A 13,656-nucleotide genomic window follows, 5' to 3' on the forward strand; every position below is an offset into this window, starting at 1 on the left:
GAGGGGGTGCGGGTTGAGCGCCGAGACCGCGGAAACCGCTGAGCCGACGGAACCGACAGCGGATTCCGCCGGGGCCGCGAGCCGCAGACGTGAACAACGTGGCTGGTATTTCTACGACTTCGCCTGCTCCGTCTACTCGACGAGCGTCCTGACGGTCTTCATCGGCCCCTATCTCACCTCGATAGCCAAGGCGGCCGCCGACGCCGACGGCTTCGTGCACCCGCTCGGCATTCCGGTCCGCGCCGGGTCGCTGTTCGCCTACGCCGTCTCGGTGTCCGTCGTGGTCGCGGTGATCGTGATGCCGATCGTGGGCGCCGCCGCGGACCGTACGGGGCGCAAGAAGCCGCTGCTCGCGGCCGCCGCCTACACGGGGGCCGCCGCGACCACCGGCATGTTCTTCCTGGACGGTCACCGCTATCTGCTGGGCGCGCTCCTGCTGATCGTGGCGAACGCCTCGATCTCGGTGTCGATGGTGCTCTACAACGCGTATCTGCCGCAGATCGCCGGCCCGGAGGAGCGGGACGCGGTCTCCTCGCGCGGCTGGGCCTTCGGCTACACCTCGGGTGCGCTCGTCCTCGTCATCGACCTGGTCCTGTACACGGGCCACGACTCCTTCGGCCTCTCCCAGTCCGACGCGGTACGGATCTGTCTCGCGTCGGCCGGTCTCTGGTGGGGTGCCTTCACGATCGTGCCGCTGCGCAGGCTGCGCGACCGGCACGTGGCGGCGAGCGGCGAGGGGGCGGTCGGTTCGGGGTGGCGGCAGCTGATGGCCACCCTGCGCGACATGCGCCGCCATCCGCTGACGCTCTCCTTCCTGCTGGCGTACCTCGTCTACAACGACGGGGTGCAGACGGTGATCTCCCAGGCCTCGGTGTACGGCTCGGAGGAGCTGGACCTCGACCAGACGACCCTGATCACGGCGGTGCTGCTGGTGCAGGTGCTCGCGGTGGCCGGAGCCCTGGGGATGGGCCGGCTGGCACGGGTGTACGGCGCGAAGCGCACGATCCTCGGCTCGCTCGTGGTCTGGACGCTGATTCTCGTCGCCGGATATTTCCTCCCCGCCGGAACGCCGGTCTTCTTCTATGCACTGGCGTCGGCGATCGGCCTGGTACTGGGCGGCAGCCAGGCACTGTCGCGCTCGCTGTTCTCCCATCTGGTGCCGCGCGGCAAGGAGGCCGAGTACTTCTCCGCGTACGAGATGAGCGACCGCGGACTGAGCTGGCTGGGGCCACTGGTGTTCGGGCTCGCATACCAGCTGACCGGCAGCTACCGGGATGCCATCATCTCGTTGGTGATCTTCTTCGTGGTCGGTTCCGTACTGCTCGCGAGGGTGCCGATACGGCGGGCCGTGGCGGCCGCGGGCAATCCTGTTCCGGAACGGATTTAGACGTTGAAGTGAAAGGGCGGTAGTGTACGCCTTTGGCCTGCCCGGAGGACCGTTACTGCGAGCGGAAGAGGCCAAACCGTTGGGTGACAACTTCCGCCAGATGTGACAAACCGGGCATCGCTGGGTACTTGAAACCCTGGGAAACCTGAAAAAGCAGCGGCACGACGGGCGACGCATGACCGGCAACGGGAATCTTTACCGCCGACCGGACGTTGACCGGATGACGACGACAGCGACACCTGTCCTGTGGGCGACAAGCCCGGGAGGCACGATTCATGAGTGAGCGAGCTCTCCGCGGCACGCGACTCGTGGTTACCAGCTACGAGACGGACCGCGGCATCGATCTGGCCCCGCGCCAGGCGGTGGAGTACGCATGCCAGAACGGACATCGATTTGAGATGCCGTTCTCGGTAGAGGCGGAAATTCCGCCGGAGTGGGAGTGCAAGGCGTGCGGCGCCATGGCACTCCTGGTGGACGGGGATGGCCCCGAGGAGAAGAAGGGCAAGCCTGCGCGTACGCACTGGGACATGCTCATGGAGCGACGCACACGCGAGGAGCTGGAGGAAGTGCTCGCCGAGAGGCTGGCGGTTCTGCGCTCCGGAGCCATGAACATCGCCGTACACCCGCGGGACAGCAGGAAGTCTGCCTGACTGACCGCGTAACACCTCAGTACGACAGAGCCGCGGGCCGTGACACCGACTGTGTGTCACGGCCCGCGGCTCTGTCGTACTGCGGAGCGGATGTGCCCGGCCGTCGGCCGTGCCGGCCGTTGCGGGGCGGCCGGGGCAGGTGTCCGGCCCCGGCCGCCCCGCAACGAACGCTCAGGGAGTCAGCGGCGGCCGGGGGCCCTCGTCGGGGCGTGTGCCCGGCTGTGTGCCGTCCTCGCGGATGACCTCACCCTGGACGACCTTTCCGTCCGGCCGGTGAATGCGGGCCTGCTGGAAGGCGTCGGAAAGGCTGCCGGGGCTCGCGGCACGCATCCGGCGCTCCAGCGACCGCTCCGTGTACCGACCGAGCCACGAACGGACCGGCGGCACCAGCAGCAGGAGTCCCGCCGCGTCCGAGATGATCCCCGGGATCATCAGCAGCAGCCCGCCGAGCATCAGGAAGCCGTTGCCCTTGCCGCCCGAACCGGCGGCCGGTGGGGCAGCGGCGGCCCCGGGCTGCCCCGGCATCTGCTGGAGGGTCTCGGTGAGGTTGCGGAAGGCCCGGCGGCCGCCCCGCTTCATCACCGCGGCACCGAGCACGATCCCCGCCACCAGGAGCAGCAGCACGGTGAACCCGCCCGCCACGTCGGCCACGACGGTGAGCAGCCAGATCTCCAGCACCGCCCAGGCGGCGATGGCGAGGGGGACGAAGGTACGGGCGCGAGAGCGTTTGGGGGCGGTCGGGGGCGGTGTGCCGGTCGTCATGGTCCCCAGTGTGCCCGTACGGGCGGCCGAGCGGCACAAGGGGGTGATCATGGGCGGCGGCCCCGGTGCCCGCCGCCGGTGACGGCGGGCTCGACGGATCAGATCGCCTTGCGGCCCAGAACCCGGTTCGTACGGGTGGTGACACCCCAGGAAGTGACCCGCCAGAGCGCCTCGACCAGGATGTCGCGGCTCATCTTCGAGTCGCCGATCTCCCGGTCGACGAAGGTGATCGGCACCTCGACGACGTGATAGCCCGCCTCGACGGCCCGGCGGGCCAGGTCGACCTGGAAGCAGTAGCCCTGCGAGGCGACCTGGTCGAGGCCGATGCCGTCCAGGGTCTCGGCGCGGAAGGCCCGGTAGCCGCCGGTGACGTCCCTGGTCCGCAGCCCGAGGAGGAGCCGGGAGTACGTGCTGCCGCCGCGGGAGATCATTTCGCGGGACTTCGGCCAGTTGACCACGCGCCCGCCCGGCACCCAGCGGGAGCCGAGCACCAGGTCGGCGCCCTTGAGCGCGGTGAGCAGCCTGGGCAGTTCCTCGGGCTGGTGGGAGCCGTCGGCATCCATCTCCACGAGCACGCCGTAACCGTGCTCGGTGCCCCAGCGGAAGCCCGCGAGATAGGCCGCGCCCAGTCCTTCCTTGCCCTTGCGGTGCAGCACCTGGACCTGGCTGTCCCCGGCGGCGATCTCGTCGGCGACCTTGCCGGTGCCGTCCGGGCTGTTGTCGTCGGCGACCAGGATGTCGGCGTCCGGCACAGCGGCGCGCACCCGGCTGACGATCGGCTTGATGTTCTCGGCCTCGTTGTAGGTCGGAATGATCACCAGGATTCTGCCGAGCGGGCCGTACCGCCGCTGACCGCCGTCGTTCACTTACTGCCCCTTAAGTCCGTACGCAGGTGCACACCATATCCAGCGGGCGGGGACCGGTCTCCGACACGGTCGGACAGGGCCGGGCACCGCCGGGGACAGAAGGACGGAAGTGCGGACAGAAGTGCGGGTACGAGCACGGACGGGAACTACGGATGGGGGCCCAGCGCCCTTCGGGCCGACCTGGGGCCCGCTGGCTGCGGGTCGACCTAGAGCCGTTGTCTACTGAACGTCCGGGCCCCACCCGGGTCGCACCGCCGACCGGCTGAAACCTTCCCTCGCCCCCGAGGCGCGAGCGCTGAACCTGGCTGTCAGTGGTGGTGCGCCGGTGCGGCACACCACCCCATGACCCAGCGGCGTTCGACGACTGCGTGGAGGTTTAACCGGTCGGACGTCCTGTGGTGGACTCGGCCGAACCTACCGGCCGGTGGGCGCGTTCTGTCAATAGCCGTCTGACCTGCAATATTTACGAAACTTGCCTGGTCAGTAGCGAAGATCCGCAGGTCGCGGCGGAACGGAGACCACCACCGGTGACGATACGAAATGTTCGGACGTCACTCGTTCGGCCGCTCGTAGACAGTTCGTCCGAAGACTACGGTCCGCAGGCAGACCGGCAGCTCGGCGCCGGGGGTGAGATCCGGCAGGCCGGGCGTGCCCGAGCGGGGGTCGGTCGACCAGCGGGCGACCCGGTCGTCCGGGGCCTGAACCACCAGGTCAGCGGTGCGCCAGACCGCGTAGTCGGCCGGGGCGCCGGGCACCAGGGCCCCCGCGTCGTCACGGCCGACAGCGCGCCAGCCGCCCCGGGTGTGGGCGGTGAAGCCCGCCCGAACGGAGATCCGGTGCTCGGGCGTGCGGTGGAAGGCGGCGGCCCGTACGGTGCCCCACGGGTCGAGCGGGGTCACCGGGCTGTCCGAGCCGAAGGCGAGGGGCACACCGGCCCGCAGGAGCGCCGCGTACGGGTTGAGGGTCCTGGCCCGCTCGACGCCGAGCCGCTGGGCGTACATGCCCTCCTCACCGCCCCAGGCGGCGTCGAAGGCGGGCTGGACGGAAGCGGTCAGGCCCAGCTCCGCGAACGCGGCCACGGTCATTGGGGTGAGCATCTCGGCGTGCTCGACACGGTGCCGGGCGCCCCGGATCCGGGGCAGGCCGAGCGTCTCGGCGGCGGCCTTCACCCCCTCCACCACGGCGGAGACCGCCGCGTCGCCGATGGCGTGGAAACCGGCCTGCAGCCCCGCCTCGGTGCACGCGGTGACATGGGCGGCGATCTGCGCCGCGTCCAGATGGGCGGTGCCGTGTCCGGCCGGGGCGTCGACGTAGGGCTCGTGCAGGCAGGCGGTGTGCGAGCCGAGCGAGCCGTCCACGAAGAGGTCCCCGGCCGCTCCGACGGCGCCGAGCTCCCTGATCCGGCGGGCGTCCTTCTCGTCGGCGACCCGCTCGGCCCAGTAGCCGAAGACCCGCGGTCCGCTCTCCGCGGCGGCGAGCTTCAGCAGTGCGGCGAAGTCCTCCTCGTCGGAGATGTCGGGGCCCCCGCACTCGTGGACGGTGCCGATACCGAGCGACGCGGCGTGCCGCAGGGCGGCGCGCTGGGCGTCGGCCCGCTGCTGCGGCGAGACGGCGCCGTGGGCGGCGGAGCGGACCGCGTGGTGGGCGGCGCCGGTCAGCGGTGCGTCGGGGTGGTAGCCGGTCAGCCCGGTGACGCCCGGGACCAGGTCGAGCAGGGCGGTGGTGACGACCGCGGAGTGCACGTCGACACGGGGCAGGTAGACCGGCCGGCCGCCGGCCGCCGCGTCGAGCTCGCCGCGCGACGGGGGGCGCTGCTCCGGCCAGCGCGTGGCGTCCCAGCCGTGGCCGAGGACCACCCGGTCCGCGGGGTGCGCAGCCACGTAGGCGCGCAGCAGGCCGAGCGCCTCGTCGAGGGTCCGGGCACCGGACAGGTCGAGGCCGGTGAGGGCCAGGCCGGTCGATGTGGTGTGGACGTGGGCGTCGGTGAACGCGGGGGTCACCAACGCACCGTCGAGGTCGATCACTTCGTCGACGCCGCTCGCGAAGGCGTCGGCGGCCCCTTCCGAGCCCACCCAGGCGACGTGGCCGCGTTCGACCACCATGGCGGTGGCGAAGGGGTCGGCGGGGCTGTGGACGTCTCCACCGCGCAGCAGCACGGTGCGGTGTTCGCTCTGGGGGGCGGTGCTCTCGGTCATGGGACCAGTCTCGCGCCTGCCCGGAGCCGCGCGGCCCGCGCCCCCTTCGGAGGCCGTCGGGTGACCCCCGATCGGGCGGCCTCTCAGATCCGCGGGGGCCGTGCCTCGTACGGCGTGGACAGGACGACCGTGGTGCGGGTGGAGACACCGGCCAGCGAGCGGATCCGGGTGAGCAGGTGCTCCAGCTCCAGCGGCGTCGCGACGCGCACCTTGAGGATGTAGTTCTCGTCACCCGCGACGCTGTGACACGCCTCCAGCTCCGGGACGTCCGCGAGCCGCTCCGCGATGTCGTCCGGCGCGCTCGGGTCGAAGGGCTTCACCGAGATGAACGCGGTGAGTGGCAGGCCGACGGCCTCGGGGTCGACGACCGCGGCGTAACCCCGGATCACCCCGCGCTGCTCCAGCCTGCGGACACGCTGATGAACGGCCGATGTGGACAGGCCCGTGGCCTTGCCCAGGTCGGTGTAGCTCATCCGCCCGTCCTTGACGAGCAACTCCACGATCTGACGGTCCAGCTCCTCCATACGGATCAACCTATTGCCCCAGGTCCCTCCAGGCACAGCGGCGGGAGCCCCGGAAGGGGCACCTGCGGCGGCCATGTGACGAATACCACAGGTTTACGGGTGGGTAGCCGACCCGCTCGCGGTTACGGCCGATGCGCGACGGGAAGTGCTTGCTGTGGTCGAGGCCGTGTCGCCTGGTCGGCCCACCTGAGGGGGGAATTTCCCATGCAGAGCCTGAAGCTCACCGGACGTACCGAACCGGATCCCGTCGAGGACACCGCTCCCGACGCGTACGACACATTCGAGATGTACCGGGTGATCTGCCCGGACTGCGCGCAGCCGATCGCGCTCCTGGCGGACGAGGACGTGCTGCCGGAGCACGCGTTGTGCCCGACGCCGTGGAATCCGTTCGTGCTGACCGTCTGCGCCGGTACCGGCCGTGCGGCGTCGCAGTCGCGGCCCGCCGACGAGTCGCTCGACGCCCAGGAGCAGGAGACGGGCCTGCTGTTGACGCTCCCTCAGGGGCTCGACTGGCGCATGCAGCCGTTCTCGCACGCCGGCGGCCCCGGCTCACGCCCGCTGCGGGTGCCGCAGATGCAGCGTCACGCCGCCTGACGGCAACCCCCGCGCCCGCGCGCGACCGGCCCGGACACGTCCCGGGCCCACCCGGCACATCTGCGCCGCACCACGAAGGCCCGGCCGACGTGGTGCCCGCGGTGAGACCGTCCGCCGCCCGGGGACGGGGCGAACGGGCTCTCGAATCGCCCGGACAGTGACCAGGGCCCGCCCCGCGCCGTTGGCCAGGCATGACCCTGCTGCATTCAACGGCCGGTCCCGGCCGCCGCCGTCTCGCCGCTCCCACCGCCGAAGAATCGGTTCCGCAGCCCGGTTCACAGCCGGTGCCCCAGCCCGTGCATCCCCGGCCGGCGCCGCGATCCGTGCCGCACTCCACCGATCCGCCCATCTACCGGGCCCTGCTGCGTCATTGGGAGAGCGCGGACCGGACCCTGCCGGGCCGCCATGACCAGGAGTGGAACCGGATCATGGCGACGCCCGTGTGGTCGGACCGGCCGCTGCGGGTCAGCGCGTCTCAGGACCCGCGAGGTGGCGCGCGATGACCATCCGCTGGATCTGATTGGTGCCCTCGACGATCTGCAGCACCTTCGCCTCGCGCATCAGCCGCTCGACGGGGAAGTCGAGGGTGTAGCCGTATCCGCCGAGCACCTGGACGGCGTCGACGGTGACGCGCATGGCGATGTCCGTGCAGAACAGCTTGGCCATGGCCGCCTGGCGCGAGAAGGGCTTGCCCTCGTCACGGAGGCGGGCCGCCTCCAGGTAGAGCGCCCGGCCCGCCTCTATCTGGGTGGCCATGTCGGCGAGCATGAAGCGCAGCCCCTGGAAGTCCGCGATCGGGCGGCCGAACTGCTGCCTCCCGGTGGCATAGCCGACGGCCTCGCTCAGGGCCGCCTGGGCGACGCCGATCGCGCAGGCGGCGATGCCCAGGCGCCCGGAGTCGAGTGCGGACAGGGCGATCGCGAAGCCCTGGCCCTCCTCGCCGATCCGGCGCGCGTCGGAGACCCGTACGCCGTCGAAGTTCAGCTGGGCGGTGGGCGAGCCCTTCATGCCCATCTTCTTCTCGGGGGCGGCCGCGTTGAGCCCCTCGGCGTCACCGGGGACCAGGAACGCGGTGATCCCTCGGGCGCCCTCGGCTCCGGTGCGAGCCAGGACCGTGTAGAAGTCGGCGATGCCGCCGTGGGTGATCCACGCCTTGGTGCCGGTGATGACCCAGTCGTCGCCGTCCCGTACGGCCTTCGTACGCAGCGAGGCGGCGTCGGATCCCGAGGCGGGCTCGGAGAGGCAGTAGGCGCCCAGCAGGCCCCCTCCCAGCATCGCCGGGAGGTGTTCGGTCCGCTGCTCCTTGGTGCCGTATCCGGCGACCGCGTGACAGGCGAGGGAATGGACGCTGACGCCGAGGCCGACGGTGAGCCGGGCGGCCGCGAGCTCTTCGAGGACCTGGAGGTAGACCTCGTACGGCTGGTCGCCGCCGCCGTGGGCGGAGTCGTAGGGCAGTCCCAGCAGTCCGGACTCGGAGAGCAGCGTGAAGACCTCGCGCGGGAACCGGCCCGCTTCCTCCTCCTCCGCCGCCCGGGGCGCGATCTCTCGCTGGGCGATGTCGCGGACGAGCGCGACGAGCTGCCTGGACTCCTCGGTGGGCAGACGGCGTTCCACCAAATGCGGGGCACGGTCGGACATGACGGCGCTCTCCTCCCTGTCGGGCGTTGCGACGGTCGCGCGCGAGGGGTGTGGGCGGCGCCGCCGGGGGTTTCCGGGCCGGGCCCGGAAAAGCACTGTTACCCAGCCGACGCAGGCCCCCTCGGATTACGAGAGCTGCTGGCCAGCGGCTGTGGCGGCTTGAGTATGCCCGATCGGACGATATCCGTCACGGGGTGACCGGGCGACTCGGCCACGGACGGAACGATCACCGGAAATGGTCCGAACCATTGACCCCACTGGTCTAGTCCATCTACGGTTCCCTCTGGAACGGCCTTTGCACGTTCATGCCAAGTCCACGCGATGGCCGACTGCCTGCCCCCACAAGGAAGTTCCCTCCCCCACGAGGAGACAAGATGTTCGGACCGCATCGTCCCCGCGCCCGTTTCCGGGCGTTCGCCGCAGCCGCCTGTACCGCCGCCCTCGGCGCCACCCTGCTGGGTGTCGCGGGCACCGCGTCGGCCGGCACGACCCCCACCACCACGCGGGCAGCAGCCCCCGCGTCCGCCGACGCCGCCCCCACAGCGGCCGGTGACAAGGTGGTCGGATACTTCACCAACTGGGGTGTTTACGGCCGCAATTACCACGTCAGGAACATCGAGACCTCGGGCTCGGCCGACAAGCTCACGCACATCAACTACGCCTTCGGTAACGTCCAGGGCGGCAAGTGCACGATCGGCGACTCGTACGCCGACTACGAGAAGGCGTACACGGCCGACCAGTCCGTCGACGGTGTGGCGGACACCTGGGACCAGGACCTGCGCGGCAACTTCAACCAGCTGCGCAAGCTGAAGAAGCTGCACCCGGACCTGAAGGTCATCTGGTCGTTCGGCGGCTGGACCTGGTCCGGTGGCTTCGGTGAGGCCGCGAAGAACCCGGCCGCGTTCGCCGAGTCCTGCTACAACCTGGTGGAGGACCCGCGTTGGGCCGATGTCTTCGACGGCATCGACATCGACTGGGAGCACCCCAACGCCTGCGGCCTGACCTGTGACACCAGCGGCCCGGCCGCGCTGAAGGGCCTCACCTCGGCGCTGCGCTCGAAGTTCGGCAGCAACAACCTGGTGACGGCCGCCATCACCGCCGACGGCTCCGAGGGCGGCAAGATCGACGCCGCCGACTACGCCGGCGCCGCCCAGTCCCTGGACTGGTACAACGTGATGACGTACGACTTCTTCGGCGCATGGGAAGCCAAGGGCCCAACAGCCCCGCACTCCCCGCTCACCTCCTACGACGGCATCCCGAAGGAGGGCTTCAGCAGCGAAGCCGCCATCACCAAGCTGAAGGCCAAGGGCGTCCCCGCGTCCAAGCTGCTGCTCGGCATCGGCTTCTACGGCCGCGGCTGGACCGGCGTCACCCAGGACGCACCCGGCGGCACCGCCACCGGCGCAGCACCCGGCACGTACGAGGCGGGCATCGAGGACTACAAGGTCCTCAAGAACAGCTGCCCGGCCACCGGCACCGTCGCCGGCACGGCGTACGCCCACTGCGGCACCAACTGGTGGAGCTACGACACCCCCGCCACCATCACGTCCAAGACCACCTGGGCGAAGAGCCAGGGCCTCGGCGGCACCTTCTTCTGGGAGCTCAGCGGCGACACCACCGACGGAGAGCTGATCAAGGCGATCAGCTGAGGACCGTCCGCTCCGCGGAATACGCGCTGAGGCCGCGCGGCCGGGCGACCTGCCCGGCCGCGCGGTGCGTCATGGGCCAGATGCTCACCGTACGGGCGGCGGGTGCAACGGAAGCCATTCCGTCGTCGCCATGTCTCATGCCCCATGTTGCATGATCATGCGATGTGGTGCATAGTCTTGCCATGTCCAAAGTCCTCACCTCCCTCCCCACCGGCGAGCGCGTCGGCATCGCCTTCTCCGGCGGGCTCGACACCTCCGTAGCCGTCGCCTGGATGCGCGACAAGGGTGCCGTCCCCTGCACGTACACCGCCGACATCGGCCAGTACGACGAGCCCGACATCGCCTCCGTGCCCGGCCGTGCCTCCGCGTACGGCGCCGAGATCACCCGGCTCGTCGACTGCCGTGCCGCGCTGGTCGAGGAAGGGCTGGCGGCGCTCGCCTGCGGCGCGTTCCACATCAAGTCCGGCGGGCGTCCGTACTTCAACACCACGCCGCTGGGGCGTGCCGTGACCGGCACGCTGCTGGTGCGGGCCATGCTCGAGGACGGGGTGCAGATCTGGGGCGACGGCTCCACGTTCAAGGGCAACGACATCGAGCGGTTCTACCGGTACGGGCTGCTCGCCAACCCCCACCTGCGGATCTACAAGCCCTGGCTGGACGCGGACTTCGTGACGGAGCTCGGCGGCCGCAAGGAGATGTCCGAGTGGCTGCTCGCGCACGGGCTGCCGTACCGGGACTCGACGGAGAAGGCGTACTCCACGGACGCCAACATCTGGGGCGCCACGCACGAGGCCAAGACCCTGGAGCACCTGGACACCGGCGTCGAGACGGTCGACCCGATCATGGGCGTCCGGTTCTGGGACCCGTCGGTGGAGATCGCCACCGAGGACGTGACGGTCGGCTTCGACCAGGGCCGCCCGGTCACCATCAACGGCAAGGAATTCGCCTCCCCGGTGGACCTCGTCATGGAGGCCAACGCGATCGGCGGCCGCCACGGTCTCGGCATGTCCGACCAGATCGAGAACCGGATCATCGAGGCCAAGAGCCGCGGCATCTACGAGGCGCCCGGCATGTCGCTGCTGCACATCGCCTACGAGCGCCTGGTCAACGCGATCCACAACGAGGACACCCTGGCCGCGTACCACAACGAGGGCCGCCGGCTCGGCCGCCTGATGTACGAGGGCCGCTGGCTGGACCCGCAGGCGCTGATGATCCGCGAGTCCCTGCAGCGCTGGGTCGGCGCGGCCGTCACCGGCGAGGTGACGCTGCGGCTGCGGCGCGGCGAGGACTACTCGATCCTCGACACCACGGGCCCGGCGTTCAGCTACCACCCGGACAAGCTCTCCATGGAGCGCACCGAGGACTCGGCGTTCGGCCCGGTGGACCGGATCGGCCAGCTCACCATGCGGAACCTGGACATCGCCGACTCCCGCGCACGGCTGGAGCAGTACGCGGGCCTGGGCCTGGTCGGCACCGGCCACCCGACGCCGATCGGCGCCGCACAGGCTGCCTCCACCGGCCTGATCGGCGCCATGGACCGGGGCGGCGCCCAGGCGATCGCCTCACGTGGCGAGGCCACGGACGAGGAGTCGATGCTGGACCGCGCCGCGATGGAGTCCGGCACGGACTGACACCGGCCACCGGTCGTACGCACCAGCCACCGGCCGTACGCACCGGGCAGCGGGCCCCGGCGGGATTTCCTTCCGCCGGGGCCCGCTGTCGTGCGTACGCCTGCGCCTGCGCCTGCGCCTGCGCCCGCGGCTGCGCGGCGACCGGGCACGGGTGGGCAAGCACCTGCCCGGAGCCGACGGGCACCTCATGCCATGTCCCGGCAGGACGGACGCGGCTTCCACGTCACCGATGGTTCACCCGCCGCTGATGAGGTGATCGTCGTCGGTGCTCCCCGCCGACCGGATCAAGGAGATTTCCATGCCCAGACAGCGCCTGTCCCGCAGTCACCTGATAGCCACCGGCGCGGTCCTCGTCGCCACCGCCACCGCCGCTGTCGCCCTCACGGCGACGGCCGGTGCGTACGGCACGAAGGAGCACGCGAAGGACGCCATCAAGGGCGGCAAGGCGAAGAACGTCATCCTGCTCATCGGTGACGGCATGGGCGACTCGGAGATCACCCTCGCGCGCGACTACACCGTGGGCGCGGCCGGCCGCCTGAACATGGACAGGTTCCCGCTGAGCGGCGCCTACACGACCTACGCCGTGCACGCGGACGGCACGCCGGACTACGTCACCGACTCCGCGGCCAGCGGCACCGGCTGGGCGACCGGCGTGAAGACCGTCAACGGGCGGATCTCCAAGACGCCGGGCACCGACAAGGCCGTGCCGACCATTCTGGAACTGGCACAGAAGGGCGGGTACGCGACCGGCTCGGTGACCACCGCCGAGCTGACCGACGCCACCCCGGCCGTCCTCGCCTCGCACGCCACCGACCGCTCCTGCCAGGGCCCCGCCGACATGGCCAAGTGCCCCACCGACACCATCGCCAAGGGCGGCCCCGGCTCCATCGCCGAGCAGAGCGTCAACCACAAGGTCGATGTCCTCCTCGGCGGCGGCAAGCAGCGCTTCGACCAGAAGGTGACCGACGGCAGGTACAAGGGCCTGACCGTCACCGAGCAGGCCCGGAAGCTGGGCTACCAGGTCGTCACCGACAACGCCTCCCTGAAGGCCGTCAAGGGCGGCAAGCCGGTGCTCGGGCTCTTCGCGCCCGGCAACGTTCCGACCGAGTGGACCGGCAAGACCGCCGCGGTCGGCGGGACCGACCCGCAGCGCTGCGTCACCTCCAACCCGAACCGGCCCTCCGGCACCCCGAACCTCGCCGACCAGACCGCCAAGGCCATCCAGCTCCTGGAGTCGAAGCAGAAGCGGAAGCACAGCAAGAAGGGCTTCTTCCTCCAGGTCGAGGGCGCGTCGATCGACAAGCAGGACCACGCGGCCGACCCGTGCGGCCAGATCGGCGAGACCGCAGCGTTCGACCGCGCCGTGAAGACAGCCCGCGCGTACGCCGCCAAGCACCCCGACACACTCGTCGTCACCACCGCCGACCACGGCCACAGCAGCCAGATCGTGCCCCTGGAGGCCCAGCCGCCCGGCCTGTCCTCCACGCTGATCACCGACGAGGGCCAGCAGATCAAGGTCAACTACTCGACCAACCCGCCCGGCGAGTCGCAGGAGCACACCGGCACCCAGGTCCGGATCGCGGCCCAGGGCCCGCAGGCCTACCGGGTCCTGGGCCTCACCGACCAGACCGACCTGTTCACCACCATCCGCGAGGCGCTCCGGGTGCGCTGACCGCCCGGGGAACCGTCCCGCGGCCCGTCGGCACGAGCAGCCTGCCGACGGGCCGCGGGACGACGCCTGTTCGCACCGGGCCACCTCG

At 70.8% G+C, this 13,656-nt stretch carries 12 protein-coding genes; 6 read left to right on the top strand and 6 right to left on the bottom strand.

Translation table 11 applies throughout. The features are described from left to right. Nucleotides 1-13 precede the first annotated feature (13 nt). On the top strand, nucleotides 14-1,387 hold the full coding sequence (locus OG978_RS07655) for an MFS transporter (RefSeq protein WP_326764468.1): 1,374 nt from the start codon (nucleotides 14-16) through the stop codon (nucleotides 1,385-1,387). A 275-nt stretch (nucleotides 1,388-1,662) separates the two neighbouring features. Beyond that, entirely contained in the window at nucleotides 1,663-2,037 is a 375-nt protein-coding gene (locus tag OG978_RS07660) for an RNA polymerase-binding protein RbpA (protein ID WP_007262928.1), read from the top strand. 171 nt (nucleotides 2,038-2,208) lie between these two features. Here OG978_RS07660 and fxsA read toward each other — a convergent pair whose 3' ends face one another. From fxsA to OG978_RS07680, 4 genes are all read right to left on the bottom strand, one after another. After that, nucleotides 2,209-2,799: an FxsA family membrane protein gene (fxsA, locus tag OG978_RS07665; protein ID WP_326764469.1), complete on the bottom strand. Its 591-nt coding sequence runs from the start codon at nucleotides 2,797-2,799 to the stop codon at nucleotides 2,209-2,211. A gap of 98 nt (nucleotides 2,800-2,897) precedes the next feature. After that, on the bottom strand, nucleotides 2,898-3,665 hold the full coding sequence (locus tag OG978_RS07670; protein ID WP_326764470.1) for a polyprenol monophosphomannose synthase: 768 nt from the start codon (nucleotides 3,663-3,665) through the stop codon (nucleotides 2,898-2,900). A 551-nt stretch (nucleotides 3,666-4,216) separates the two neighbouring features. Continuing rightward, nucleotides 4,217-5,860 (bottom strand): amidohydrolase, encoded by a 1,644-nt coding sequence (locus OG978_RS07675; protein ID WP_326764471.1) that lies wholly within the window; start codon nucleotides 5,858-5,860, stop codon nucleotides 4,217-4,219. An 83-nt stretch (nucleotides 5,861-5,943) separates the two neighbouring features. Beyond that, nucleotides 5,944-6,384, bottom strand: coding sequence for an Lrp/AsnC family transcriptional regulator (locus OG978_RS07680; RefSeq protein ID WP_072489340.1), 441 nt, complete (start codon nucleotides 6,382-6,384; stop codon nucleotides 5,944-5,946). Between the two features lie 204 nt (nucleotides 6,385-6,588). Here OG978_RS07680 and OG978_RS07685 point away from each other — a divergent pair, with 204 nt between their 5' ends. Next, the gene (locus tag OG978_RS07685) at nucleotides 6,589-6,978 is read left to right on the top strand and encodes a hypothetical protein (protein ID WP_326764472.1); all 390 of its coding nucleotides are present in this window, start codon (nucleotides 6,589-6,591) and stop codon (nucleotides 6,976-6,978) included. A gap of 465 nt (nucleotides 6,979-7,443) precedes the next feature. Here OG978_RS07685 and OG978_RS07690 read toward each other — a convergent pair whose 3' ends face one another. After that, nucleotides 7,444-8,616, bottom strand: a complete 1,173-nt coding sequence (locus tag OG978_RS07690) for an acyl-CoA dehydrogenase family protein (protein WP_326764473.1) — start codon at nucleotides 8,614-8,616, stop codon at nucleotides 7,444-7,446. 374 nt (nucleotides 8,617-8,990) lie between these two features. On the opposite strand from OG978_RS07690, the gene OG978_RS07695 reads away from it, so the two are divergent. Next, the gene (locus OG978_RS07695; RefSeq protein ID WP_326764474.1) at nucleotides 8,991-10,265 is read left to right on the top strand and encodes a glycoside hydrolase family 18 protein; all 1,275 of its coding nucleotides are present in this window, start codon (nucleotides 8,991-8,993) and stop codon (nucleotides 10,263-10,265) included. Here OG978_RS07695 and OG978_RS07700 read toward each other — a convergent pair. Further along, on the bottom strand, nucleotides 10,258-10,383 hold the full coding sequence (locus OG978_RS07700) for a hypothetical protein (protein ID WP_326764475.1): 126 nt from the start codon (nucleotides 10,381-10,383) through the stop codon (nucleotides 10,258-10,260). The genes OG978_RS07695 and OG978_RS07700 overlap by 8 nt on opposite strands. A 64-nt stretch (nucleotides 10,384-10,447) precedes the next feature. On the opposite strand from OG978_RS07700, the gene argG reads away from it, so the two are divergent. Then, entirely contained in the window at nucleotides 10,448-11,896 is a 1,449-nt protein-coding gene (argG, locus tag OG978_RS07705) for an argininosuccinate synthase (RefSeq protein ID WP_326764476.1), read from the top strand. A 298-nt stretch (nucleotides 11,897-12,194) separates the two neighbouring features. After that, nucleotides 12,195-13,568, top strand: coding sequence for an alkaline phosphatase (locus OG978_RS07710; RefSeq protein ID WP_326764477.1), 1,374 nt, complete (start codon nucleotides 12,195-12,197; stop codon nucleotides 13,566-13,568). The last annotated feature ends 88 nt before the right edge of the window (nucleotides 13,569-13,656 follow it).

Origin of the sequence: Streptomyces sp. NBC_01591, from assembly GCF_035918155.1 — a bacterium.
Taxonomy (GTDB): Bacteria; Actinomycetota; Actinomycetes; order Streptomycetales; family Streptomycetaceae; genus Streptomyces.

What these genes read in the sequence shown, in the direction of transcription:
- OG978_RS07685 (WP_326764472.1), top strand. Translation starts at nt 6,589, where the DNA reads ATGCAGAGCCTGAAGCTCACCGGACGTACCGAACCGGATCCCGTCGAG.
- OG978_RS07660 (WP_007262928.1), top strand. Translation starts at nt 1,663, where the DNA reads ATGAGTGAGCGAGCTCTCCGCGGCACGCGACTCGTGGTTACCAGCTAC.
- OG978_RS07675 (WP_326764471.1), bottom strand. Translation starts at nt 5,860, where the DNA reads ATGACCGAGAGCACCGCCCCCCAGAGCGAACACCGCACCGTGCTGCTG.
- OG978_RS07710 (WP_326764477.1), top strand. Translation starts at nt 12,195, where the DNA reads ATGCCCAGACAGCGCCTGTCCCGCAGTCACCTGATAGCCACCGGCGCG.
- fxsA (WP_326764469.1), bottom strand. Translation starts at nt 2,799, where the DNA reads ATGACGACCGGCACACCGCCCCCGACCGCCCCCAAACGCTCTCGCGCC.
- OG978_RS07690 (WP_326764473.1), bottom strand. Translation starts at nt 8,616, where the DNA reads ATGTCCGACCGTGCCCCGCATTTGGTGGAACGCCGTCTGCCCACCGAG.
- OG978_RS07695 (WP_326764474.1), top strand. Translation starts at nt 8,991, where the DNA reads ATGTTCGGACCGCATCGTCCCCGCGCCCGTTTCCGGGCGTTCGCCGCA.
- OG978_RS07680 (WP_072489340.1), bottom strand. Translation starts at nt 6,384, where the DNA reads ATGGAGGAGCTGGACCGTCAGATCGTGGAGTTGCTCGTCAAGGACGGG.
- OG978_RS07700 (WP_326764475.1), bottom strand. Translation starts at nt 10,383, where the DNA reads ATGGCTTCCGTTGCACCCGCCGCCCGTACGGTGAGCATCTGGCCCATG.
- argG (WP_326764476.1), top strand. Translation starts at nt 10,448, where the DNA reads ATGTCCAAAGTCCTCACCTCCCTCCCCACCGGCGAGCGCGTCGGCATC.